Source organism: Franzmannia pantelleriensis, assembly GCF_900102875.1.
Taxonomy (GTDB): Bacteria; Pseudomonadota; Gammaproteobacteria; order Pseudomonadales; family Halomonadaceae; genus Franzmannia; species Franzmannia pantelleriensis.
Map to the genome: position 1 here is coordinate 225,614 of NZ_FNGH01000002.1, position 24,560 is coordinate 250,173.

Consider the following 24,560-nt stretch of genomic DNA (forward strand, 5'->3'; position numbering starts at 1 on the left):
GGCACTCCAGCGCATACCATATCTCCATCAGCGCTAGACTCTCTTCAGAACAGCACATGCGTTTGCCTCCTTGGATAGGGTCGTGGATGACGGGGTTGCAAACAGCCCCCTCAGTATGGACCCCTATACCAAGGTCGATATGATCTTTCTTTGACCGTTTCTTGATATGCATCACGCCATATCGTCATAAGCCACCGACAGGGAGTGCCCATGTCGCACGATGTCAACGTCGCCGTAGTCGGCTTCGGCTTCGCCAGCCAGACCTTCCACATACCGCTGATCCAGGCCACTCCAGGTCTGCAACTGGTGGCGGTCTCGTCGAGCAATGCCGATAACGTCACAGCGGCGCTGCCCGAGGTGGCGGTGGCTGCCACGCCCCAGGCGCTGTTCGCTCGCGAGGACGTCGATCTGGTGGTGATTCCCACTCCCAACGAGACCCACTTCCCGCTGGCCAAGGCCGCCCTTGCGGCGGGCAAGCATGTGGTGCTCGATAAGCCGTTCACGGTAACCCTGGCCGAGGCCAAGACCCTCAAGAGCTTGGCCGACGACGCCGGGCGGCGTCTGTCGGTCTTCCACAATCGGCGCTGGGACAGCGATTTCCTGACCCTCAAGGCGCTGCTGGCCAGCGGTGAGCTGGGGCGGGTGGTGAGTCTCGAGTCGCGCTTCGACCGTTTTCGTCCCGAGGTGCGTGATCGCTGGCGTGAAAAGCCACGCCCCGGCGGCGGCATCTGGTACGACCTGGGCCCGCACCTGCTCGATCAAGCCTGCGAGCTGTTCGGCAAGCCCCGCGCCATCCAACTCAACCTGGCGCGCCAGCGCGACGACGCCAGCGTCGAGGATGACTTCCTGTGCCTGCTCGACTACCCGGGCTGCCGCGTCAGTCTGGCTGCCAGCACCCTGGTGGCAGCGGAAACCCCGCGCTTTCGCGTTCACGGCACCCGCGGCAGCTACGTCAAGTACGGCCTCGACCCGCAGGAAGCGCGCCTCAAGGCCGGCGAGACGCCGGTGCGGGACTGGGGCATGGACGCCCGCGACGGCCAACTGAGCCTGGCTGAGGGCAGTCAGGGGGCGGTCAGCCAGACGACCTATACCACCCTGCCCGGCGACTACCTGGCCTATTATCGTGAGGTGGTCGCGGCCTTGACCGGCAGCGGGGACATGCCGGTTAGCGTCGAGGACGCGATCCGCTCGATGCGGCTGCTCGAGGCGGGACTCGATAGCCATCGCCAGGGGCGCTGGGTCAGCCTCTAAGCAATACTGACGAGGGACGCCGGGGGCAGGGCGAAGAGGAGGTTCAACGCCAGGGATGGCGTTGGTAGCGCCCAGGGATGGGTTCACAGCGCCTCCTCGTAGGCCTGCCGACGGATCAGTCCCGAGTGAGTAAGTTGACGCCTTGAGCTACCACAGATCGAGTCCTTCGCGTCGCTCGCGCATCAAGTCGCGGGCGATATACAGCGCGGCGATGGCGCGCGCTTCATGGAAGTCGTCGCGGGCCAGCAGCGCGGGGAGCTCGTCGATGGCGTGGGTCTCGACGATCAGCGGCTCCGGCTCGTCGCCTGGCAGCCGCTTGGGGTAGAGGTTGCTGGCCAGCATCACCTGCATGCGATGGCGCATGTAGTTGGGGGCCAGCGACAGCTCGGCCAGTGGCTCGATAAGCTGGGCGCCGAAACCGCACTCCTCCATCAGCTCGCGGTTGGCGGCGGTCACGATGTCTTCGCCCGGATCCACCAGCCCCTTGGGCAGGGTCAGCACATAGTCATCGAAGCCCGCGGCGTACTCACGGATCAGCAGCACGTGGTCGGGGTCGGGCATGGCGACAATCATTACCGCACCATGGTCGCTGCCCATCAGGCGCTCGAAGGTGCGCTCTTCGCCGTTGGAAAACCTGAGTTCCATCTGCTCGACGGTGAATAGCCGGCTACGAGCGACTTCCTGGCGCGACAGGACCTGGGGCTTTTGCGGGTAGGGTGCTGACATGCTGTCTCCTGTAAGACCGCGTGGAGGCCGTGTCTCGGCCGGTGGGTTCGCGTACAATACCACTCTCGATTCATCACTGCGGAGCCCTGAGCATGATCGACTGGCGGGCCATCGATACCGTACTGCTGGACATGGACGGTACGCTGCTGGATTTACACTTCGACAGCCATTTCTGGCTCGAGCACCTGCCGCGCCGCTATGCCGAACTGCATCGTCTCGATGCGGCTGCCCAGGACGCGCTCAAGGCACGCATCATCGGTGAGCAGGGCACCCTCAACTGGTACAGCCTGCGCTACTGGAGCGACGAGCTGAACGTCGATATCGTCGCACTCAAGCGTGAAATACAGCACTTGATCGGCCTGCGCAGCGACGCCCTCGACTTCCTCAAGTGGCTCAAGCGTGCCCATCCGCGGGTAGTGCTGGCGACCAACGCCGACCGGGCGAGTCTAGGGCTCAAGCTTCCGTTGACCGGCCTGGAAGACTATCTCGATGCAATCGTCTCCTCGGCGGACCTGGGGGTGGCCAAGGAGGCCCAGGAGTTCTGGTTCGAGCTGCAGGAGGTCGAGCCCTTCGACCCGGCACGCACCCTGTTCATCGATGACAATCCCCATGTGCTGGAGAGCGCCCGCGAGTATGGCATCCGCCATCTGCTGGGCATCAAGCAGCCCGATAGCAGCCGGCCTGAGAAGACGCTCGAGGAGTTCATTGCCCTCGACCGTTTCGCCGCGATACTCCCCGATGAGCGGCCACCTCATTGAGTGATGGAGAGCGCCATGGATAACGTTCGACTCGACAAGTGGCTGTGGGCCGCGCGCTTCTTCAAGACCCGCCAGCTGGCCAAGAAGGCCATCGAGGGCGGCAAGGTGCACTACAACGGCGCCCGTGCCAAGACCAGCAAGACCGTGGAAACCGGTGCGCTGGTGCGCGTGCCCCAGGGCTGGGACATTCTCGAGGTCGAGGTGGTCGCACTCTCCGGCCAGCGCCGCGGCGCGCCCGAGGCCCGCGAACTCTACCGCGAAACCGCCGACAGCGTGGCGCGCCGCGCCCGCGAAGCCGAGGCACGGCGGCTCACCAATCAAGCCATGCAGCACCCCCTCAAGCGTCCCGACAAGAAGCAGCGCCGCGAGATCACCCGCTTTCAGCGCCGCCAGGGCGACGACTGACCGTTATACTGTTTACCCGAGAGTCCCATGACCGACCAGATTCAGCGTTTTCTCTTCGATGGTACCAATGTGCGCGGCGAGATCGTGCAGCTCGAACGCGCCTATCAGGAAGTGCTCGAGCGTCATGCCTACCCGCTGGCGGTGAGCCGTCAGCTCGGCGAGCTGCTGGCCGCGGTGGCGCTGCTCACCGAAACCGTCAAGCTCGATGGCACCCTGAGCATCGAGGTACGCGGCGACGGGCCCCTCGAACTGCTGATGGCCGAGTCCAACCCTGGCGGTGAAATGCGCGCCATCGCCCGGGTCGCGGAAGGGCAGCCAGTGCCCGCCGACGGTGCTGGCTTCCGCGAGCTGCTAGGGGCTGGACGTATCGTCATCACCCTTGATCCCAGCGAGGGCAAGCGCTACCAGGGTATCGTCGAGCTTTCCGCCGATACGCTGGGCGGTTGTCTCGAGGCTTACTTCAGTCAGTCGGAGCAGCTGCCGACCCGGCTGTGGCTGGCTGCCGACGGGGCACGGGCCGCCGGCCTGCTGCTCCAGCAGCTGCCCGATGACGCGCAGAGCCAGGACCCGGATGCCTGGGAGCGCAGCGTGCACCTCGCGGCGACCCTGCAGCACGATGAGCTGCTGGAATTGGATGCCGAGACACTGCTGTTTCGTCTCTACCACGAGGAGCAAGCGCGGGTGTTTCCGCCCAAGCCGCTGCATTTTGGCTGCAACTGCTCGCGGGAGCGCATCGCTCAGGCGCTCTACAGCCTCGGTGCCGAGGAGCTGCGCCAGATCCTCGAGGAGCAGCAGGCGATCGACACCCAGTGCCACTTCTGCAATACCCGCTACCACTTCGGGGCTGCCGAGATCGACGCGCTGATCGAGGCGCCCGATGCCCCACCCCCGACGCTGCACTGAGCGTTGCTTTCCAGCCTTTCGTTCCTGGCCTAACTCGCGGGATGTAGTAGTAAAACTACAAGAAATGCCGCGAAATGCGCCGTTTGCTACAAGAAATGTTTTTGCCATAATGGCCGCCCCTTTGACGCGATCGCCCGCCGCCCCACCAGAAACGAGCCCACTCGTTCACCGGCGGGCCATCAGGCACTCAGTGCGTCAGCAGACGCCCGGCTAACGAGAGAGAATCGGCCGCAAGGCCCAGGACACCAACATGACCACGACCCAAGCCGCATCCGCCGCTGCGCCTCAGGCGCCCGCCGCCCCCAAGCGTTACACCAATCTCAGCCACGCTGAGCTGATCGAGCGAGCGGTCACGCGCGGAGAAGGGCGGCTTGCCGCCAACGGCGCCCTGGTAGTGAATACCGGCAAGCGCACCGGGCGTTCCACCGCCGATCGTTTTATCGTCGACGAGCCATCTACCCGTGGCCAGATCGAGTGGGGCAGCGTCAATCGGCCGTTCAACGCCGACGCCTTCGAGGCGCTTTGGCAGCGCGTCGACGCTCACCTCGCCGAGCGTGATCACTACGTTTCCGAGCTGCACGTCGGCGCCGATCCTCAGCACTACCTGCCGATTCGGACCGTCACCGAGACCGCCTGGCACAACCTGTTCGGGCGCACCATGTTCGTGCGCCCGGAGGCCTACAATCCTGCCCGCAAGAGCGAGTGGACCATTCTCAATGCGGCCGAATTCGTCTGCGATCCGGCGCGTGACGGCACTCACTCCGAGTCCACGGTGATCATCGACTTCGCCGGCCGGCGTGTGCTGATCGCCGGTATGCGTTACGCCGGCGAGATGAAGAAGGCCATGTTCTCGGTGCAGAATTTTCTGCTGCCGGACTCCGACGTACTGCCCATGCACTGTTCGGCCAACGTCGGCGAAGACGGCGAGACGACGCTATTCTTCGGCCTCTCCGGCACCGGCAAGACCACCCTGTCCGCCGACCCAGGCCGCTACCTGATCGGTGATGACGAGCACGGCTGGGGTGAAGGCACGGTGTTCAACATGGAGGGCGGCTGCTACGCCAAGTGCATCGACCTCTCGGAGAAGAACGAGCCGGTGATCTGGCAGGCCATCAGGTTCGGCGCGGTGCTCGAGAACGTGGTCCTCGATGATCGTCGCGATCCCAACTACGCCGATGACAGCCTGACCCAGAACTCTCGTGCCGCCTATCCGCTCGAGCACGTCGCCAAGCGCGTCGCCGAGAACCGTGCCGGTGAACCCAGTGCGATCATCTTCCTGACCTGCGACATGTCGGGCGTGCTGCCACCGGTCTCGGTACTCTCCAAGGAAGCCGCCGCCTACCACTTCCTGTCCGGCTACACGGCCAAGGTGGGCTCCACCGAGATGGGCTCGTCGGCGGGGCTCGAAGCGACGTTCTCGACCTGCTTCGGTGCACCCTTCTTCCCGCGGCCGGCCCGCGAATACGCTGACCTGCTGATCAAGCGCGTCGAGGCCTACGACTCCCAGGTCTACCTGGTCAACACCGGCTGGACCGGCGGCGCCTATGGTCAGGGCGGCACGCGCTTCTCGATTCCCACCACCCGCGCCATCATCAGCGCGATTCAGTCCGGCGTGCTGCGCGAGGCTGAGACGCGCATCGTCGACGGCCTCAATCTCGCCGTGCCGGTGGCGGTGCCCGGTGTCGACTCCAGCCTGCTCGACCCGCGTCAGGCCTGGTCCGACCAGGTCGCCTACCAGCGCCAGATGCAGGACCTGGTGGCCAAGTTCGTCGACAACTTCAAGAAGTTCGCCGGCGTCGATGCGGCGATCATCGCTGCAGGGCCGCATCTGGATTGACGTCAGGGCGTGCTGAACCCCGCGTTACGCTGAGGGTCTGAACGAGGGGAGGCGGTGATACGCTTCCCCTCGTTGCGTATGGCACGCGCCGGGTGAGTATCCGCAGGCCAATACGGGAGTGACCAATGAAACGACGTCAGTTTATGGGGCTGCTGGGCGTGGGCGGCTTGGCCGGGCTGCTGCCCGGTGTGGCGCTGGGCAGACCCAAACTCGATCTCGAGCCGGCCCCGGGGTTGGAAACGCTGGAGCTGAGTGACGACGAGTGGCGCGAGCGATTGACGCCTGAGCAGTACGAGATCCTGCGCGATCACGGCACCGAGCGTGCTTTCTCGAGCCCGCTGGACAAGGAGTGGGGCGACGGTGAGTATCGCTGCGCGGGTTGCGATCTGCTGCTGTTCACCAGCGATATGAAGTACGACTCGAAAACCGGCTGGCCGAGCTTCTTCGAGCACGTCGAGGGGCATCTGCTGACCCAGGTAGACTACTTCCTGTTCTTTCCGCGCACCGAGTACCACTGTGCGCGCTGCAAGGGCCACCAGGGTCATGTGTTCGATGACGGCCCCGACCCCACCGGCCTGCGCTGGTGCAACAACGGCCTGGCATTGCGCTTTGTACCCGCGTAACCCAAGCCGCTAGGGCCAGCGTCGGGCATTGTCTAGCTCGGCGCGCTCGAAGGCTGGTCGCAGACGTACCACTACGACCAGCACCGCCAGCAGTGCAGCGCCGGCCAGCAGGAAGGTGAGAGTAAAGCCGACCAGCTCGGCGATGACCCCGAGCACCAGCGGTGCCAGTACCTGGGCGCCGCGGTTGCCCATCAGCCGCATCCCCAGCGCGCTGGAGCGCTGCTCCGGGTGAACGTGCTCGGCGAGGATCACCATCGACAGTGGCTGCGAGATCCCCGACCCCAGCCCGACCAGGATGGCGAGGAAGGCTAGCGCCGCTACACTACCTGTCATACCGGTCCACATCAGCCCCATTGCCACCGCCGCCAGCGAGGCGATCATCGTCTTGCCGCGCCCACCAAGGGCCTGGATCACCTGGGGCATGACGGGGCGTATCACCATCGCCGCCAGCGCCCGCAGGCTGACCAGCACGCCGATCAGCGTCGCCGAGAAGGTCAGTTCCTCGAGATAGACTGGCAGGAAAGCGGCATGTGCGCCCAGTGCGAACAGCACCGCGACGGTCACCGCAATCGACATCTGCACGCCGATATTGTCGCGCAGCAGCGAGGCCTGGGCGCGGTAGCCGAGCAGCGAGCGCGGCGTGGCATGGCCACGACGGGCATTACCGACGAAGAAGCATGAGCTCACCAGGCTGATGGCCGGGATGGCGCCGATGGCGGCGAACACCCAGTCCATCGACAGGCTGTCGATCATGTAACCAGCGAGTAGTGGGCCGATCAACTGGCCGCCCGACAGACACATGGTGTACCAACCAAAATAGCGCTCCAGGGCGCGGCCGCGGCCCAGCCCGGCAACCACTGACTGGGCGGCGATCACCATCACCACGTGGGCCAGGCCGATGGTGATCTGGGTCGCCACCAGCCCGCCAAAGGTCGGGGCGGCAAGACTCATCCAGGGGCCGAGCATCATGCCGATGGCGCCAATGAAGAACACCTTCTGCGGCCCGACTCGGGTCACGATACCGCCCAGCGGTATCGCGAACACCAGCGGCAGTAGATAGGGCGCCGACAGGATCACCCCCACCAGCGAAGGGCTGGCGCCCAGCTCCAGCGCCCGCAGCGGCACTGCCAACAGCAGCATGGTCTGCGACACGAATACGCTGGTCAGGCCGATGCAGACCATCACCAGGTTACGGATCGCGCCGCTGTCAGGTCCTGTTGGGATCGAGCTGTCGTTCATGTGTCTCCTTGTGAATGCGGCAGATCAGGCCTTGAACAGCACCGGCGCCAGATGGTGCTTGTCGATCATCACGTCGACCACCGCTGGGCCATCGGCGGCGAAGGCGCGCTGCATGGCGGCTTCCAGGTCGCCGGGACGGGTGACCTGCTCGCCGTGGGCGCCAAAAGCGCGGGCCAGGACGCCGAAGTCGGGGTTCTGGTAATCGACGGCAAAATGCCGGCCGTCGTAGTGGGCATCCTGGAAGGCGCGCTCGTTGCCGAGCCCCTGGTCGTTGATCACCACGGCGACCAGCTTGATGTTCTCGCGCACTGCGGTTTCCAGTTCGCCGATATTGCACATGAAGCCCATGTCGCCCTGTACCGCCAGTACCGGCACATCGGGTCGGGCCAGTGCCGCCCCCAGCGCAGTGGGGAAGCCGGCGCCGACTGCCGCCCAGTTGTCGATGAACATGTAGGTGTCCGGGGCATGGCTGACGAAATGCTGGCGCGCGTGCTTACCGGCATTGCCGGCATCGACCACCATGATACCGCCTTTGGGCAGGGTGCGCCTGAGCACGTCGGCCACGAACGGCGGCTGAATCGGCTCAGCGAGGGGATCGATCAGCGCCTGGCGCTCCTCTTCCCAGCGCGCGACCTCGGCGGCCACGTCGACCCAGTCCCAGCGCTGGCCGTCGAGACGGGCGCTCAGGCCGGCCAGGAAACTCGGGGTGCTGCCCACCGCGGCCACATCTACCGGGAACACCGTGCCGATCGGGTCGACGCTGGCCGCCTGGTGAATCAGGGTGGCGTCTTCGCGGATCAGGCCATGCTTGAAGGTGGTCGAGAACAGGTCCATACGCGCGCCCACTGCCACTACCACGTCGGCCTGTTTGACCACCCGGTTGGCGCTATTCCAGCCGTTGCGGCCCAGCGGCCCAACAGCCAAGGGATGCGAGGTCGGAAAGGCATCGGGGCTGAACTGCAGCGGCGCTACCGGGATGTTGTGCTGTTCGGCAAAGGCGATCAGCGCAACGCTGGCGCGCTCGCGCAGCACACCGCTGCCGGCCAGGATCACCGGCCGCTTGGCCTTGGCCAGCAGCGCCGAGGCCTGGTCGAGGCAACTGCCGGCGACCTCGGGCAGCACGCTGGCGCGATACTGCTCGGGAGATTGCGTCTCGGCCTCGACCTCGGCGCGATAGATGGCGGTTGAAGCCTCCAGGTGAACGGGGCCCGGTGGCTCGGCCAGCGCAGTACGGAAGGCCTTGCGCAGCGCTTCCTGGGCCTTTTCGGGGCCGGTGATGGAGTACGCCCACTTGGTGATCGGCTTGAAGAAGGTGATCTGGTCCATCTCCTGGCTGGCATCCTTCTCGCGAAGCCACTCCTCCTGAAGGCCGTTGATGCCGATCAGCGGCACGTTACCGCGATAGGCGGCGCCGAACGGCGTGGCCATGTTGGTCACCCCCGGGCCTTCGGTGGCGGTGACCACTGCCGGGCGCTGGCCGGCGCGGGCATAGCCGTAGGCCATGAAGGCCGCGCCCTGTTCGTGGCGGGTGAGGATGAAGCGCATCTCCGGTGTCTCGCGAACGACATCGAGCAACGCCAGATTTTGGGTGCCGGGAATACCGAACACATGGGTGACGCCTTCGCGGCGCAGGCCATCAATCAGGGTTTGGGCAACGCTGGGCATGGCGGATCTCCTGTGGGGTTGTTGTTGGAAATGGGTGGCGCTGAGGGCTGATCGCTAGACGGTGGCACTGCGGCCGCCGTCGACGTTGAGGCTGGCGCCGGTGACATAGCCGGCGCGAGGCGAGGCCAGAAACACGATGGCGTTGGCCACGTCCTGGGCATCGCCCAGTCGCCCCAGCGGAATGGCCTGGCCCTGGCGGGTCGAGTAGGCCTCCCAGCTGAGCTCTGGGGCTTCACGCTGCCAGCGACGCTCGACCTGCGCCGAGCGCACTCGCCCCAGGCACACGGTATTGACGCGGATATTCTGCTCGCCAAGTTCGTTGGCCAGCGACTTGGTCAGGGCGATGCCGGCGGCCCGGGTCGCCGAGGTTGGCAGGGTCCTGGCCGGGGCGGCCTTGCCCGACACCGTGGTGACGTTGATGATCGCCGCCGACGATGAAGCTGCCAGGTGTGGCAGCGCGGCACGAATGCTGCGCACTGCCCCCATCAGCTTGAGCTCGATATCGGCTTGCCACAGGGCGTCATCGGCCTCCAGAAAGGGGCCGGAGGCGCTGCTGCCGGCGTTATTGATCAGGATGTCCAGGCTGCCGAAGGCGTCGACGGTGCGTGCCACCGCGTCCGCAGGGCCGTCGGCACTGGCGATGTCGGCCACCACGGTCAGCGGGCGCTGGCCGGTACGTGCAGCGATACGCTCGGCGGCCTCCTGCAGAGGCCCCTCGCGCCGCGCCACCAGCGCCACTCGTGCACCCTCCTCGGCGAGCAGCAGCGCCGTCTCGAAGCCGATTCCCTGGCTGGCGCCGGTCACCAGCGCCACCTTGTCCGTGAGTGCCATGTCCATGCGGTTTCCTCCTGTGCTTGGATGCCGCGATCGTGCGTTTCGCTGAAACAGATGTCGACGCCGGCGTATGCAAGTGTCTACTCTTCAATACATCGAAGCTGACGTTATCCGCCAGCATAGCGCGCTTTTTCTGACTATTGCATATCACTGAGCCCACTTGCATACTTGAGTACACAATAACAGCAAGTAGCGGATGCGGCAGCACTAGTGGCTGTCGTCCGCCAGTCGGAAACCCACACGGGAGAACACAATATGAATAACGCCAGACACCACGCCTCACGCTTTGCTCGCCACAGCCTCAGCCTGGCGGTGGCTGCCGGCCTCACCTTTGGCGTTGCGGCCAACAGCCACGCCGAACTGACCGGATTCTACGAAGGCGAGACTCTCGAGATCCTCACCCCCTGGGCACCGGGTGGCGGGGCGGATACCTGGGGCCGCTATATCGCGGGAACCATCGGGCCTTTCCTGGGTGATGATGTCAGTGTGCAGGTGGTCAATCGACCCGGTGCAGGCGGCGTGCAGGGCACCAATGAGTTCGAACTGCGCACGGCAAGCGATGGCATGACCGTCATGCTGCAGAGTGCCGGTCAGGTATTCCCGTTCATGTACGGCTCCAGTGCGGTGCGCTATGACTTCCGCAACTATGAGCCGATCGTCGCCATGGCGCAGGGTGGGGTAGTCTATGCCAATGCCGAGCTGGGCATCGAGGAACCGCACGAACTGTGGGACGTCGACCAGCTGATCTATGGTGAGGTCTCGCCTCAGGCGATCGGCTCCATGACGCTGGCCGCCTTCGCACTGCTCGACCTGCCCCATGATGCCATCTTCGGCTATGAGAGCCGCGGACCGGCTCGTCTGGCGCTGGAGCAGGGCGAGACCAATCTCGATTTCCAGACCACCAGTGCCTATACCGCCAACGTCGAACCGCTGGTGGAAGAGGGTATTGCCGTGCCGCTGTTCAGCCTCGGCATCATCGATACCGACGGTGAGCTGGTGCGTGATCCGGCTTTCCCCGACATGCCCACCGTGGCCGAAGTCTACGAGGAGCGGCATGGCGAAGCGCCGTCCGGCGTGGCCTGGGATGCCTACCGTGCGGTGCTGTCGGCGGGCAGCATCAAGATGCTGTGGGCCAAGTCCGATGCCCCGGAGGACTCGATCAATGACCTGCGCTACGCCTTCGAGCAGGCGCGCCAGGACGAGGACTTCATTGCTGATTCCGAAGAGGCCAATGGCCCCTATGAGTGGCTGGTGGGCGACGACGCATACACCGCCATGAGCGCCACCCTGGAGATTTCCGACGAGGCACTCGACTATCTGCGCGCTACCTTCAAGGAGCGCTACGACGCTGACCTTTGAGGTTGCTTGAGCAACGCTGGGGAGGGCTGCAAGGCCCTCCCCGCGTCGTATCCGGATGCGCTGCCGCGCGGCGCATTCAAATCATTTGCAGATAGATAGGAGCACGACGCCGTGTTAGCCGCCGCGTTTGATGCCCTGGCGCTGGTCCTCGACCCGTCCCGTCTGGTGTTCATGCTGTTGGGCATCAGTGTGGGGTTGGTAGTGGGCATTCTCCCCGGTCTGGGGGGCGTCGTGGGTATGTCTCTGTTGTTGCCGTTCGTCTACGGCATGGATCCGCATGCTGCCACGGCGATGCTGATCGGCATGGCGGCGGTGATTGCCACTGCCGATACCTTCCCGAGTATCCTGATCGGGGTGCCCGGCTCGGCGGGCTCCCAGGCGACCATCCTGGATGGCTATCCGATGGCTCAGCAGGGCAAGGCCGGTCGCGCCCTGAGCGCCGCCTTCAGTGCGTCGCTGATTGGTGGCTTGGTCGGGGCGCTGGTGCTGTTTGCCATCTTGCCGATTGCCCGGCCGCTGGTGCTCGCCTTCCAGTCGCCGCACCTGTTCATGCTCACCGTACTCGGCCTGTGTGTGGTTGGCCTGCTGGCCGGCAAGTACCCGTTTCGCGGCATTCTCGCCACCCTGATCGGTATCATGATCGCCATGCTCGGCTCCGCGCCCGCCACGGTGACCTTCCGCTTCGTCGGTGACAGCATCTACCTGATGGACGGCATTCCGCTGGCGATCCTGGCCATGGGGCTATTCGCGGTGCCGGAGATCATCGACCTGCTGGCCGATAATCGCGCGGTCTCCAGGGTCAAGGAGGTCTCCAGTGGCTGGAAGGACGGTGTGCGCGACACCCTGCAGAACCGCTGGCTGGTGCTGCGTTCGGCGGCCCTCGGGGTAGCGGTGGGGGCGATTCCCGGCCTTGGTGGATCGGTGGTCGACTGGCTCTCCTACGGCCAGGCGGTACAGAGTGCCAAGGATAAGAGCGGCTTCGGCAAGGGTGACGTGCGCGGGGTGATCGCACCAGAGAGCTCCAACAATGCCAAGGAGGGAGGCTCGCTGATCCCCACCATGCTGTTTGGCATTCCGGGCAGCGGCACCACTGCGGTGCTGCTGGGTGGCCTGATTCTGCTGGGTATCCAGCCCGGCCCGTCGATGCTGACCTCGGACCTGTCGATTACTCTGACCATTGTCTGGACCCTGGCGCTCGCCAATGTCGTGGGCGCCTTCGCCTGCTTTCTGCTGTCGCGGCCCATCGCGCGCCTCAGCACCATTCCCGCCGCCAAGTTCGCGCCCTTTCTGCTGATCGTGATGATGGTAGGCGCCTACCAGAACACCAATCAATGGGGCGATCTAATCGCCTTTATCGTCATCGGCCTGTTCGGCTGGCTGCTCAAGACCTATGACTGGCCGCGGGCGCCGGTACTGATCGGTTTCGTGCTGGCGCCGAGCATCGAGCGCTATCTGACCATTTCGGCCTCGCGCTACGGCTGGACGTGGCTGACCGATCCCATTGTCATCGTCATCGGCGTGCTGGCGGTGGCTGTGGTAGTGGCCGGGGTGCGCGCCAAACGCAAGGGCCTGGGAGAGAGCTGATGTCACAGCGATTACGTGAAGAGCTGTTATTCATGGCGGTACTGGCCGGTCTGATGGGGGCGGCCCTGTACATGGCCACCGGCTATCCGTTCACCGCGCGGCTGATGCCTCAGGTAGTGGCGATCGCCGTACTGGCGCTGCTCAGCGTGGAGAGCGTGCTGACCGTGCGGCGCTATCGCGCGGCCCGCCGCAGCGGGGACCCAGCATCGGACGGCGAACATGTCGGCGACACCGGCAATGAACCGGTGTGGGGCGCCAAGTTCCGACGCACCGCGCCCTACCTGGGCTGGCTGGCCGCGCTCTACCTGGGCATCTACCTGATTGGCCTGACGGCCTCGGCAGCGATCTTCACCGTCGCCTTCTGCCGTCTGGTCGGCAAGATGAGCTGGCTGGCGGCGCTGCTCGGGACTGGCCTGCTGATGGCGGCGCTGTTTGGCCTGAGCGAGGCCTTCAACATGCGCTGGCCGGTAGGCTACTTCTTCGACCCGTTCCGCTAGCACCCGTTAATCTGGAGGATCCCCCCGTGCCAACCACCTACCAACTCTATATCGGCGGCGCCTGGCGGGATGCCGCCGACGGCGCTACCTTCCCGGCCATCAATCCGGTTGACCAGCAGCCCTGGGCGCACCTGCCCCAGGCCGGCAGCGCAGACGTCGACGCGGCAGTAGCGGCAGCCCGCGAAGCCTTCGACGGCGGCTGGAAACACACCAACGGCCTGACCCGCGCCACGCTGATGCAGCGCCTGGCCGAGCTGCTCGAGGCCGACGCCGAGCGCATGGCCCAGCTCGAGACCACCGACAACGGCAAGGTGATCCGCGAGACTCGCGTGCAGATGCGCTTTGCCGCTCGCAATTACCGCTACTTCGCCGGCTGGGCCGACAAGCTGCATGGTGAGAGCATTCCGCTGGATCGTCCCGAGCTGGTCGATTTCACGACACGCGAGCCGCGCGGTGTGGCGGCGCTGATCACCTCCTGGAACTCGCCCATGGCGATACTCGCCAACAAGTTGGCACCGGCGCTGGCGGCGGGTTGCACGGTGGTGATCAAGCCCTCGGAAATGGCCAGCGTGACTACCCTGGCCTTCGCCGAGCTGTGCGAAAAGGCGGGTTTCCCGGCAGGTGTGGTCAACGTGGTGACCGGCGACGGCAGCGTCGGCGCGGCGCTCACCGGTCACCCCGGCATCGACCTGATCAGTTTTACCGGCGGCACCGCCACCGGCAAGGCGATCTCACGGGTTGCCGCCGAGCACCTCACGCCGGTGACCCTCGAGCTGGGCGGAAAATCGGCCAATATCGTATTCGCCGATGCCGACCTCGAGCAGGCCGTGACCGGTGCGGTGGCGGGGATCTTCGCCGCCGCCGGCCAGACCTGCATCGCTGGCTCGCGGCTGCTGGTGCAGCGCGAGATCTACGACCGGGTGGTGGCTCAGGTGTGTGAACGCGCCCGGGCGATCCGTGTCGGCGATCCGCGAGACGAGGCCACCGAGATGGGGCCGGTGGCGACGCAGGCCCAGCATCAGCGGGTACTGGCCTTTATCCAGCGGGCCCGTGAACAGGGCGCAACCCTGGCGGTGGGTGGCGGTGTGCCGCAGGGTGAGGCTTACGACCGCGGCTACTTCGTCGAGCCCACGGTATTCACCGAGGTGGCGCCGGACGCCGAGCTTGCCCAGGAAGAAGTGTTCGGCCCGGTGCTGGCGATCATACCCTTCGACAACGAGGAGGAGGCCATCGCCATCGCCAACGGCACCGCCTACGGCCTGGTCGCCGGGTTGTGGACCCAGAACCTGGCGCGGGCGCACCGCGTGGCCAGGCGTCTCGAAGTGGGTGGCGTGTGGGTCAACACCTACCGTACCAACGCTGCCCAGGCGCCGTTCGGCGGGGTCAAGGCAAGCGGTATCGGCCGCGAGCGGGGGCTGCATGCACTGGATGAGTATCTGGAGATCAAGAACCTGATGATCGACCTGTCGAGCGAGGCCCGTGATCCCTTCGCGATTCGCACCTGACGTCTGCGGCTAGTCGTCGTAGCTCTCGAAGAGCGCCTCGAGGCGCACCTTGTAGGCCTCGCGGATATGGGTGCGGGCGAGCCGCTCGGCGGCTTCCGGGTCGCGGGCCTCGAGGGCGTCGATGATTGCCCGGTGCTCGCTGCGTGCGGTCTCGGCGCGGCCTGGCTTGGCCAGCGTGCTGCGGCCGAGCAGCATCATCGACTCCTGCAGCGAATTCAGCATTTTCAGCAGATAGCGGTTGTGGCCGCAGCGATACAGAGTGGTGTGGAACAGCTTGTTGTTCTTTACCAGGTCAGCGGTGTCGCTCAGGCGTGCGTCGCGCTCGCTGATCTCGCGCAGGAAGGCGATCTCCACCTCCGAGGCGTGCTGCGCGGCGAGTCCCGCGGCGGTGCCTTCCAGCACCTCGCGCATGGCGTACAGCTCACTGATCATGCCGTGATCGAGCTCGGTGATGATGGTGCCACGGGCCGGGTCGTTGGCCACTAACCCCTCGAGCTGCAGACGGTTGAGCGCCTCGCGCACCGGGGTGCGGCTCAGGCCGATGCGCTCGGCCAGCTCGACCTCGCGAATGCGCGTGCCGGGCGGCAGGCTGCCTTCCTTGATGGCGTCGATGATGTAGCGATATGCCTGTTCGCTGCGCGGCTCGCCGCGCTGGTTGGCCGCCGTCGTGGCGCTCTTGCGTGGCTTGCGCTCTGCCATGGGGAGTGGGCCTCGAATTGGGTTGATGATGATTGACCATGGTATGTCAGGGAACATGACTTGTCATTTTGAACACTAGTGGATACATTTGTATTTATTTGGTGGGAGATCACGATGTTGTCATCGACCGGAGAGCGACTCAGCGAGGCTGACCTGACAGGCCACGATGTGCTGGTGATTGGCGGCGGCAATGCCGCGCTGTGTGCCGCACTGTCGGCCCGCGAGCAGGGTGCCAGCGTGCTGCTGCTGGAGAGTGCGCCGCGCAAGTGGCGCGGCGGCAACAGCATTCACACCCGTAACCTACGCTGTATGCACCGCGAGCCCACCGATGTGCTGAGTGACGCCTATCTCGAGGACGAGTTCTTCGACGACGTATGGCGGGTCACCGGCGGCATCACCAATGAGGCTCTGGCGCGACACGTGATCCGCGCTTCGGAAACCTGCACCGACTGGATGAAGGGCTACGGCGTGCGTTTCCAGCCGTCGCTGGGTGGCACCCTGCACCTGGGGCGCACCAATGCCTTTTTCCTGGGTGGCGGCAAGGCACTGGTCAACACTTACTACCAGGCCGCCGAGCGCCTTGGAGTGACGATCCTGTACGAGGCCGAAGCCGAACAGCTGGTGTTTGACGGCAAGCGCTTCGACTACGCCCTGGTCAACTACAACGGTTCGCCGCGCAAGGTCAGCGCCAAGGCGGTGGTGATCGCCTCGGGGGGCTTCGAGTCCAACCAGGCGTGGCTGGAAGAGGCCTGGGGGGAGGTGTCGCGCAACTTCCTGATCCGCGGCACGCGGTTTAACCAGGGCAAGATGCTGCGCGCGCTGATCGACAACGGCGCCAAGATCATCGGCGACCCCACCCAGGGGCATGCGGTGGCCATCGATGCCCGGGCGCCCAAGTATGACGGCGGTATCGTCACCCGGGTCGACTGCGTGTCGCTGGGCATCGTGGTCAACCGCGACGGTGAGCGTTTCTACGATGAGGGCGAGGACTTCTGGCCCAAGCGCTACGCCATCTGGGGGCGGCTGATTGCCAAGCAGCCGGGGCAGGTAGGCTATTCGATTACCGACGCCAAGGCCCAGGGGCGCTTTATGCCCTCGGTATTTCCCCCCGAGCAGGCCGATACCCTCGAGGAGCTGGCGGCCAAGCTCGAGCTGCCGGTCGACGCGGTGCGCAATACCGTGGATGAGTTCAATGCCGCAGTGCAGCCCGGCAACTTCGACCACAGCGTGCTCGACGACTGCCACACCCGGGGCGTCACACCCGAGAAGACCCACTGGGCGCAGCGCATCGACGCGCCGCCGTTCTACGGCTACCCGCTGCGCACCGGCATCACTTTCACCTACCTGGGGGCCGAAGTCGACGACAAGGCGCGCATGTACATGGACAGCGGCGAGCTGTCCGACAACGTCTTCCTGGCCGGTGAGATCATGGCCGGCAACATTCTCGGCCAGGGCTACGTCGCCGGCTTCGGCATGACCATCGGCACCGTATTCGGCCGCATCGCAGGCACAGAGGCAGGCAGCTATGCAAAAGATTGAGGCACTGATCGAGGAAACCCGCAACAACATGACGATCTGCAATGCCTGCCGGTATTGCGAGGGGTTCTGCCCGGTATTCCCGGCCATGGAGCGGCGCCGCGCCTTCACCCCCGAAGATCTCAAGTACTTGGCCAACCTGTGCCATAACTGCGGCGAGTGCTACTACGCCTGCCAGTACGCGCCGCCCCATGAGTTCGCCGTCAACGTGCCGCAGTCGATGGCCAAACTGCGCGTCGAGTCTTATCGCCAGTACGCTTGGCCGGGGCCGCTGGCCAAGCTGTTCGACCGCAATGGCCTGCTCGCCGCGCTGGCACTGGCGGTGGGGGTGACCCTGCTGCTACTGATTGCGGTCGGGCTCAACGGCGGCCTGGCGGCACTGGTCACCGCCCAGCATGGCGGCGATTTCTATGCGCTGATGCCGCATAACGTGATGGTGGTGACCTTCGGCTCGGTGTCGCTGTTCGTGCTGTTAGCTCTAGTGATGGGGATGCTGCGCTTCTGGCGCGAGAGCGGCGAGGGCGTGGCCGGACTGCGTGATGCCCCAAGCTGGCGACAGGCGCTCAAAGAGACCTTTTCGCTCAAGCACCTCCACGGTCAGAACGAGGTCGGCTGTACCTATCCGGATGCCTACCACTCGCACTGGCGGCGGCGCTTTCACCACTTCACCTTCTACGGCTTCATGCTTAGTTTCGCTGCCACCGTGACCGGCACCATCTACCACTATGTGTTCGGCTGGCAGGCACCCTACGACTTCACCAGCCTGCCCAAGCTGTTCGGTACCCTGGGCGGCATCGGCCTGCTGATCGGCCCGGCGGGGCTGCTGTACCTCAAGCTGGTGCGCGACCCGGACACCGCCGACGTGCGCCAGATGGGCATGGACGTGGCCTTCATCGCGCTGCTGTGGCTGACCGGCTTCACCGGCCTGGCGCTGATGCTGCTGCGCGAGACCTCGGCCATGGGCGTGATGCTGGTGGTGCACCTGGGGGTGGTGATGGCGCTGTTCATCACTATGCCCTATGGCAAGTTCGTGCACGGCTTCTATCGCTTGCTGGCGGTCTATCGCAACGCCCTGGAGCGCAACCGCGAGGGCCGCTGAGCGGCGATGGCAGAGGGGTGTCGCTACAGCCTGAACCCCTCGATGATGTGTTGGGCCAGTCCCTCGATCACTGGGGAGGTGGCCTCCGGCGACCGTAGCAGCACGATCGAGGCATCCGGCAGGGCAGGAAAGCCGTCAGTTTCGTCGAGGATGCGCATGCCTGGGGTCACCAGGCTCTTCATCCATGCCGATACGGCCAGTCCGGCGCCGACGACGGCCTGCAGGGTGGCCAGGCTGGGGCTGCTGTAGGCGACACGATAGGAAAGGCCGGCCCGGGTCAAAGCGTTGCAGGCGTGGCGTCGGCAGAAGCAGGGCTCTTCGAACAGCGCCAGCGGTAGCGGTGACTGCCGCTGTGTCGCATGCGACTCAGCCGCCACCCATACCGTTTCATCCTGGAGCAGGATCTCGCCGATCTCGTGACCCACCTCGCGGGTCACGATGCTCAGGTCGAGTTGGCCCTTGTGGCGATTGATCAACTCGGAGGAGGGGGCGCATTGCACCTCGACATCCACCAGCGGCCAGGTATGCGAGAAGGACTTCAGGATGCCCGGCAAAAAGCGCATCACGTAGTCGTCAGGTACCCCAAGCTTCACTTTGCCGACCATGTCCGGTTGGCGAAGCATGGTGAGTGCCTCGCCATGCAGGTCGAGGATGCGTCGCGCATAGCCGAGCAGGGTCGCCCCCTCGCTGGTCAGCAGCATCTGACGGCCTTGCCGTTCGAACAGCTGGCGCTGGATCACATCCTCCTCTAGTCGCTTGATCTGCATACTCACGGCGGACTGTGTTCGGTTCACTGCCTGTGCGGCGCGAGTGAATCCGCCGTGATCGACGATGGCGACGAAGGTACGAAGCAGTTCGTGATCGATGGTCTGGAGCATAAGGGCTTTCCATCAACGCGGTTGATGTTGTGCATAAAAAGTATTCGTTGGATTGATTCTAGTGGCTCCACGACACTTCCTCCACACCCCTCAGGAGGAAGTTGCCATGACCATGGACTCGATCTCCCCTTCGGCTCCCCAGGGCAATGCCTGCGCCCGTCATCCGGCCCAGCACGCAGCGCGTCAACGGTGGCGGTTTATCGTACGGCTGTGGCACTGGGCACGCCGTATGGACCGGCTCGCTCAGCTGCGTCGGGAGCGCAATCAGCTGCATGAGCTCAGCGATGAACTGCTGCGGGATATTGGCTTGACGCGTCACGAGGCCAACCGTGAGAGTCGTCGCCACTTTTGGGACGATATCGGCTGGCGACGCTGACTACGGCGAGGGCGTGGCGTTTATGATACCTTGGCGCGATCTTTTGCCGTTGCTACATCAAGGATGTCATGGACGCACACGCCGCTATTATCGCCCGCCTTGCCGACGAGCTCGCCGTACGCCCCCAGCAGGTGTCGGCCACCGTGGAACTGCTCGACGGCGGGGCTACCGTGCCCTTCATCTCGCGCTACCGCAAGGAGGTCACCGGGGGCCTCGACGATACCCAGCTGCGCCAGCTCGATGAACGCCTGATTTATCTACGTGAGCTGGAGGAGCGCCGCGCCGCGGTACTCGCCGCCATCGACGAGCAGGGCAAGCTCGACGACGATCTCAAGCGCCAGATCGAGGCCGCCGATACCAAGCAGCGTCTCGAGGATCTCTATCTTCCCTACAAGAAGAAGCGCCGCACCAAGGCACAGATCGCCCGCGAGGCGGGGCTCGAGCCGCTGGCCGAGGCGCTGCTCGCCGACCCGAGCCTGGATCCGCAGGCCGAGGCCAGCCGCTACCTGCGACCCGCCGAGGGTGAGACGCCGGCGGTCGAGGACGCCAAGGCGGCGCTGGACGGCGCCAAGCAGATTCTCATGGAGCGCTTTGCCGAAGAGGCCGAACTGGTCGGTACGCTGCGCGAGCGGCTGTGGGCCGAAGGCCAGCTGAGTGCGCGGGTGATCGCCGGCCAGGAGCAGCAGGGCGCCAAGTTCTCCGACTACTTCGAGCACGACGAGGCGCTGGCCAAGACCCCCTCGCACCGCGCCCTGGCGATGTTCCGTGGGCGCAACGAAGGCGTGCTGAGTCTGGCCATCAAGCTACCCGGCGAGGACGAGGCGCCGCTGCATCCGGCCCAGGTGGCCATCGCCCAGCACGTGGGTATCAGTGACCGCGGTCGGGCCGCCGACAAGTGGCTCGCCGAGGTGGTGCGCTGGACCTGGCGGGTCAAGCTCTATACCCACCTCGAGACCGAGCTGATGGGGCGCTTGCGCGAACGCGCCGAGCAGGAGGCGATCGGGGTCTTCGCCGCCAACCTCAAGGACCTGCTGCTGGCGGCGCCGGCCGGACCCAAGGCGACGCTGGCCATCGACCCTGGCCTGCGCACCGGCTGCAAGGTGGCGGTGGTGGACGCCACCGGTCAATTCCTCGAGCACGCCACCATCTACCCCCACGCGCCGCAAAAGCGCTGGGACGAGGCGCTGGCGGTGCTCGGCAAGCTGGTCGAGCGCCACGGCGTGGAGCTGATTGCCGTGGGCAACGGTACCGCCAGCCGCGAGACCGACAAGCTGGCCGGCGAGCTGATCAAGCGCCTGGCGCCGCGCCAGCTGGCCAAGGTCATGGTCAGCGAGGCCGGGGCCTCGGTCTATTCGGCCTCGGAGTATGCCGCCCGCGAGTTCCCCGACCTCGACGTCACCATCCGCGGCGCGGTCTCCATTGCCCGGCGCCTGCAGGACCCGCTCGGCGAGCTGGTCAAGATCGAGCCCAAGTCGATCGGCGTCGGCCAGTATCAGCACGATGTCTCCCAGGTGCAGCTGTCGCGCAGCCTGGAGGCGGTGATCGAGGACTGCGTCAACGCCGTGGGGGTCGATCTCAACATGGCCTCCGTGGCGCTGCTGTCACGGGTCTCGGGGCTCAACCTGGGGCTGGCCGAGAACATCGTCGCGCGGCGTAACGCCGAGGGGGCCTTCAGCAGCCGCCGCGCGCTGCTCGAGGTCAGCCGGCTGGGGCCCAAGACCTTCGAGCAGTGCGCCGGTTTCCTGCGCATCATGGGCGGCGACAACCCTCTCGACGCCAGCGCCGTGCACCCCGAGGCGTATTCGCTGGTGGAGCGTATTGCCGAGCGCAGCGGCCGGCCGCTGGGCAGTCTGATCGGCGACAGCGCCACCCTCAAGGCGCTCAAGCCGGCGGACTTTGCCGATGAGCGCTTCGGCGTGCCCACTGTCAGCGATATCTTGAACGAGCTCGACAAGCCGGGCCGCGATCCGCGCCCCGAGTTCAAGGCCGCCGAGTTCCGCGAAGGCGTCGAGACGCTCGAGGACCTCGAGGTTGGCATGCTGCTCGAGGGCACGGTGACCAACGTCACTCACTTTGGCGCCTTCGTCGACGTTGGCGTGCATCAGGATGGCCTGGTGCACATCTCGGCGCTCTCCCACAAGTTCGTCGAGGACCCGCGCTCAGTGGTCAAGGCCGGCGACATCGTCAAGGTCAAGGTGATGAGCGTCGATCTCGAGCGCGCGCGGATCGGGCTCAGCATGCGCCTCGATGACCAACCCGGCGAGCAGGACAGTAGTAGCCCGAGGCAAACCCGCAGCGACAAACCGTCGCGCAAGCGCGAGCCGCGCTCGTCACGGCAGGCCAAGGGCCAGGCCGACGGGCAGGTCGGCGCCCTGGGTGCTGCACTGCTGCAGGCGCGCCGTAAGGGCAAGTAGTGACCGGTCGACAAAACACCTTTCACGCCTGATGCCTTGAAAGGTCTCGACCAGGCACCATAATGTGTCACTTATGCGAGCGTCGCGGACTTCCCGACGCTCGCCCCGTTTCATCAGCGAAGAGGGGCCGGGCCCCATCCTTCCATGCCATGGGGTGTTCACCTTGTCCGAGCAACTCGCTTCCGTTATCGCCCGGCTCAAGGCGCCGGCCCGACAAGGCCAGATCGGTCGCCTGCGTCGCGGCATCGAGAAAGAGGGCCTGCGCGTGGACGCGTCCGGTCGTATCGTCCAGACGCCGCATCCCCATGCGCTGGGTGCCAAGCTGACCCATCCGCATATCACCACCGACTACTCCGAAGCGCTGCTCGAGTACATCACGCCGGTGTATTGCCGACCCGCCGACGCCTTGGGGTTTCTCGGTGACCTGCACCGCTTCAGCTATCGTCACCTCGGCAATGAGCTGATCTGGCCGGCCAGCATGCCGGCACGTTTGGCCGGCAATGCCAGCGTGCCCATCGCCGACTACGGCAGCTCCAATATCGGCACCATGAAGCACGTCTACCGCAAGGGCCTCGACGTACGCTACGGGCGTATCATGCAGGCCATCGCCGGGGTTCACTACAACGTGTCGTTACCCGACGACCTGTGGCCGATGCTGCGCGAGATCGACCCTCAGGCGCCGAATGCATCGGCGTCGTCCGACGCCGACTACCGTTCGAGCCGTTATTTCGGGCTGATTCGCCATTTCCGACGCAACAGCTGGCTGCTGATGTACCTGTTCGGCGCCTCGCCGGCGATCGACCGCAGCTTTCTGGACGGCAAGCCGGCTCCGGAGTGGCTCGAGGCCCACGGCAGCGATACGCTGCTTGCGCCCTATGCCACTACGTTGCGGATGTCCGGGCTCGGCTACCAGAACAAGGTTCAGGAGCAGCTCAAGATCTGCTTCAATTCGCTGTCGAACTACGTCGGCACCCTGCGCCATGCGATCTCCACCCCCTGGCCGCCCTACCAGGCACTGGGCGTCAATCGCGGCGACGCCTGGCAGCAGCTCAACGCCAACATCCTGCAGATCGAGAACGAGTACTACAGCGACATTCGCCCCAAACGCGTGGCGCGCCACGACGAGACCCCGAGCCAGGCCCTCGAGGCACGCGGGGTGGAGTATATCGAGGTGCGCTGTCTCGATCTCAATCCGTTCCTGCCGCTGGGTGTCGACGCTGCCCAGATGTATTTCCTGGATACCTTCCTGATGTGGTGCCTGCTCTCGGAGAGCCCGTGGATCCCCGACGATGAGTGCGATCATCTCGACGACAATCGCCGCCTGGTGGTGGAGCGTGGACGTGACCCGGCGATGCGCTTGAATATCGATGGCGAACCGCGCTCGGTGGCCGACCGTGGCGCCGAGATATTCGCCGAACTCGCGGCGGTGGCTGAACTGCTCGACAGTCGCGAGGAGGGTAGCCCGCACAGCGAGTCGGTGCGGGGGCTGGCGCCGCTGCTGGATGACCCTTCCCTGACGCCCTCGGGGCGCGTCATGGCGCGGCTTCAGTCGACCCATGAGAGCTTCGCCGAGATGATGTTGGCCCTGGCCCATGAGCAGGCCGAACAGTTCCGCAGCGAGCCGGTGGATGCCGCCTATCAGGCGTTGCTCGAGGAGCTGATCGAGACCTCGCACCGCCAGCAGGGCGAGATCGAGGCCGCCGACGATGAGGGGTTCAGCGCCTTCCTCGACGGCTATTTCACCCGTGCTCGTGAACCTCGGGCGGCACGCGCCGTCTGAATCAGCCATATCGACACCCTTCGAGGACCTCGTGTGATCGCAACTCTCAAGGCGCTGTCAGCGCGCCACTGGAGCCTTGCCGGGCTTACGTTCTGTGCCCTGATGATGGTCGTGGCACTGCTGCTCGAGCACGCTGCCGGGCTGGAGCCCTGCCCGCTGTGCATCTTCCAGCGTGTCGCGGTAGCAGCGGCGGCGGCGGTGCTGCTGCTGGCGGCGCTGCATAACCCGCGCGGCGTCGGCATGATCGTGTATGGCGGCCTGGGGCTGGTGGCGGTATTCGGCGGTATTGGCGTGGCCTGGCGCCACCTGTGGCTACAGTCGCTGCCGGCGGACCAGGTGCCGAGCTGTGGTCCTGGACTCGACTATATGATGGAGATCCTACCGTGGCGCGACGTGCTGGCGATGGTGCTGTCGGGCTCCGGCGAGTGTGCCGAGATCGATTTCCTGTTCCTCGGCATTTCGCTGCCGGGCTGGACGCTGATCGGCTTTTTGGTGCTGGCCATCGCCCCCATGGCGATGCTGGTGCGCGGTATTCGGGCAGTGCGCGGCGGCTGAAATATGCTACCGTTTCGGCACCCCGCCTGCGGGGGAC

Annotated in this window: 22 protein-coding genes; 16 read left to right on the forward strand and 6 right to left on the reverse strand. The window is 65.4% G+C overall.

Going from position 1 to position 24,560, the window contains the following annotated elements; translation table 11 throughout:
• Nucleotides 1–210 precede the first annotated feature (210 nt).
• A complete protein-coding gene (locus tag BLT16_RS03100; RefSeq protein WP_089657062.1) occupies nt 211–1,251 on the forward strand; it encodes an oxidoreductase in 1,041 nt (346 codons plus the stop codon).
• 147 nt (nt 1,252–1,398) lie between these two features.
• Here the strand turns inward: BLT16_RS03100 and nudE are convergent, their stop codons facing one another.
• A complete protein-coding gene (nudE, locus tag BLT16_RS03105) occupies nt 1,399–1,977 on the reverse strand; it encodes an ADP compounds hydrolase NudE (protein ID WP_089657063.1) in 579 nt (192 codons plus the stop codon).
• A 92-nt stretch (nt 1,978–2,069) separates the two neighbouring features.
• On the opposite strand from nudE, the gene yrfG reads away from it, so the two are divergent.
• From yrfG to msrB, 5 genes are all read left to right on the forward strand, one after another.
• Nucleotides 2,070–2,735, forward strand: coding sequence for a GMP/IMP nucleotidase (gene yrfG, locus BLT16_RS03110; RefSeq protein ID WP_089657064.1), 666 nt, complete (start codon nt 2,070–2,072; stop codon nt 2,733–2,735).
• Between the two features lie 15 nt (nt 2,736–2,750).
• Nucleotides 2,751–3,140, forward strand: a complete 390-nt coding sequence (locus tag BLT16_RS03115; protein ID WP_089657065.1) for an RNA-binding S4 domain-containing protein — start codon at nt 2,751–2,753, stop codon at nt 3,138–3,140.
• A gap of 27 nt (nt 3,141–3,167) precedes the next feature.
• Nucleotides 3,168–4,043 carry an Hsp33 family molecular chaperone HslO gene (gene hslO, locus BLT16_RS03120; RefSeq protein ID WP_089657066.1) on the forward strand — a complete coding sequence of 292 codons (876 nt, stop codon included), beginning with the start codon at nt 3,168–3,170 and terminating at the stop codon, nt 4,041–4,043.
• Nucleotides 4,044–4,293: 250 nt separating this feature from the next.
• Nucleotides 4,294–5,880, forward strand: coding sequence for a phosphoenolpyruvate carboxykinase (locus BLT16_RS03125; protein ID WP_089657067.1), 1,587 nt, complete (start codon nt 4,294–4,296; stop codon nt 5,878–5,880).
• Nucleotides 5,881–6,005: 125 nt separating this feature from the next.
• The gene (gene msrB / locus BLT16_RS03130) at nt 6,006–6,503 is read left to right on the forward strand and encodes a peptide-methionine (R)-S-oxide reductase MsrB (RefSeq protein ID WP_089657068.1); all 498 of its coding nucleotides are present in this window, start codon (nt 6,006–6,008) and stop codon (nt 6,501–6,503) included.
• A gap of 9 nt (nt 6,504–6,512) precedes the next feature.
• Here msrB and BLT16_RS03135 read toward each other — a convergent pair whose 3' ends face one another.
• Genes BLT16_RS03135 through BLT16_RS03145 form a run of 3 tightly spaced genes read right to left on the reverse strand, consistent with a single transcriptional unit; the run spans nt 6,513 to nt 10,244 of the window.
• Nucleotides 6,513–7,742, reverse strand: a complete 1,230-nt coding sequence (locus BLT16_RS03135; protein WP_089657069.1) for an MFS transporter — start codon at nt 7,740–7,742, stop codon at nt 6,513–6,515.
• Nucleotides 7,743–7,766: 24 nt separating this feature from the next.
• Entirely contained in the window at nt 7,767–9,407 is a 1,641-nt protein-coding gene (locus BLT16_RS03140) for a thiamine pyrophosphate-binding protein (protein WP_089657070.1), read from the reverse strand.
• Between the two features lie 54 nt (nt 9,408–9,461).
• Complete coding sequence (locus tag BLT16_RS03145) at nt 9,462–10,244, reverse strand: SDR family NAD(P)-dependent oxidoreductase (protein ID WP_089657071.1); 783 nt, start codon at nt 10,242–10,244, stop codon at nt 9,462–9,464.
• A gap of 252 nt (nt 10,245–10,496) precedes the next feature.
• Between BLT16_RS03145 and BLT16_RS03150 the strand changes: the two genes are divergently transcribed.
• From BLT16_RS03150 to BLT16_RS03165, 4 genes are all read left to right on the forward strand, one after another.
• Nucleotides 10,497–11,600: a Bug family tripartite tricarboxylate transporter substrate binding protein gene (locus BLT16_RS03150; protein ID WP_089657072.1), complete on the forward strand. Its 1,104-nt coding sequence runs from the start codon at nt 10,497–10,499 to the stop codon at nt 11,598–11,600.
• A 111-nt stretch (nt 11,601–11,711) separates the two neighbouring features.
• Nucleotides 11,712–13,184 carry a tripartite tricarboxylate transporter permease gene (locus tag BLT16_RS03155; RefSeq protein WP_089657073.1) on the forward strand — a complete coding sequence of 491 codons (1,473 nt, stop codon included), beginning with the start codon at nt 11,712–11,714 and terminating at the stop codon, nt 13,182–13,184.
• The gene (locus BLT16_RS03160; protein WP_089657074.1) at nt 13,184–13,681 is read left to right on the forward strand and encodes a hypothetical protein; all 498 of its coding nucleotides are present in this window, start codon (nt 13,184–13,186) and stop codon (nt 13,679–13,681) included. Before BLT16_RS03155 ends, BLT16_RS03160 begins: the two co-directional genes overlap by 1 nt.
• A 26-nt stretch (nt 13,682–13,707) precedes the next feature.
• Nucleotides 13,708–15,186 (forward strand): aldehyde dehydrogenase, encoded by a 1,479-nt coding sequence (locus BLT16_RS03165; RefSeq protein WP_089657075.1) that lies wholly within the window; start codon nt 13,708–13,710, stop codon nt 15,184–15,186.
• A 9-nt stretch (nt 15,187–15,195) separates the two neighbouring features.
• Here BLT16_RS03165 and BLT16_RS03170 read toward each other — a convergent pair whose 3' ends face one another.
• Nucleotides 15,196–15,885, reverse strand: coding sequence for a GntR family transcriptional regulator (locus BLT16_RS03170; protein ID WP_089657076.1), 690 nt, complete (start codon nt 15,883–15,885; stop codon nt 15,196–15,198).
• 114 nt (nt 15,886–15,999) lie between these two features.
• Between BLT16_RS03170 and tcuA the strand changes: the two genes are divergently transcribed.
• Both tcuA and tcuB read left to right on the forward strand, forming a co-directional pair.
• A complete protein-coding gene (gene tcuA, locus BLT16_RS03175; protein WP_089657077.1) occupies nt 16,000–17,424 on the forward strand; it encodes an FAD-dependent tricarballylate dehydrogenase TcuA in 1,425 nt (474 codons plus the stop codon).
• The gene (gene tcuB, locus BLT16_RS03180) at nt 17,411–18,520 is read left to right on the forward strand and encodes a tricarballylate utilization 4Fe-4S protein TcuB (protein ID WP_089657078.1); all 1,110 of its coding nucleotides are present in this window, start codon (nt 17,411–17,413) and stop codon (nt 18,518–18,520) included. The genes tcuA and tcuB overlap by 14 nt, the downstream gene beginning before the upstream one ends.
• A 23-nt stretch (nt 18,521–18,543) precedes the next feature.
• Here the strand turns inward: tcuB and BLT16_RS03185 are convergent, their stop codons facing one another.
• On the reverse strand, nt 18,544–19,398 hold the full coding sequence (locus BLT16_RS03185; RefSeq protein ID WP_089657079.1) for a LysR substrate-binding domain-containing protein: 855 nt from the start codon (nt 19,396–19,398) through the stop codon (nt 18,544–18,546).
• A gap of 106 nt (nt 19,399–19,504) precedes the next feature.
• Between BLT16_RS03185 and BLT16_RS20965 the strand changes: the two genes are divergently transcribed.
• From BLT16_RS20965 to BLT16_RS03205, 4 genes are all read left to right on the forward strand, one after another.
• Entirely contained in the window at nt 19,505–19,774 is a 270-nt protein-coding gene (locus tag BLT16_RS20965; RefSeq protein ID WP_089657080.1) for a DUF1127 domain-containing protein, read from the forward strand.
• Between the two features lie 68 nt (nt 19,775–19,842).
• Nucleotides 19,843–22,188 (forward strand): Tex family protein, encoded by a 2,346-nt coding sequence (locus BLT16_RS03195; RefSeq protein WP_089657081.1) that lies wholly within the window; start codon nt 19,843–19,845, stop codon nt 22,186–22,188.
• Nucleotides 22,189–22,342: 154 nt separating this feature from the next.
• Complete coding sequence (gshA, locus tag BLT16_RS03200; protein ID WP_422717912.1) at nt 22,343–23,968, forward strand: glutamate--cysteine ligase; 1,626 nt, start codon at nt 22,343–22,345, stop codon at nt 23,966–23,968.
• A 33-nt stretch (nt 23,969–24,001) separates the two neighbouring features.
• On the forward strand, nt 24,002–24,523 hold the full coding sequence (locus tag BLT16_RS03205; protein ID WP_089657083.1) for a disulfide bond formation protein B: 522 nt from the start codon (nt 24,002–24,004) through the stop codon (nt 24,521–24,523).
• The last annotated feature ends 37 nt before the right edge of the window (nt 24,524–24,560 follow it).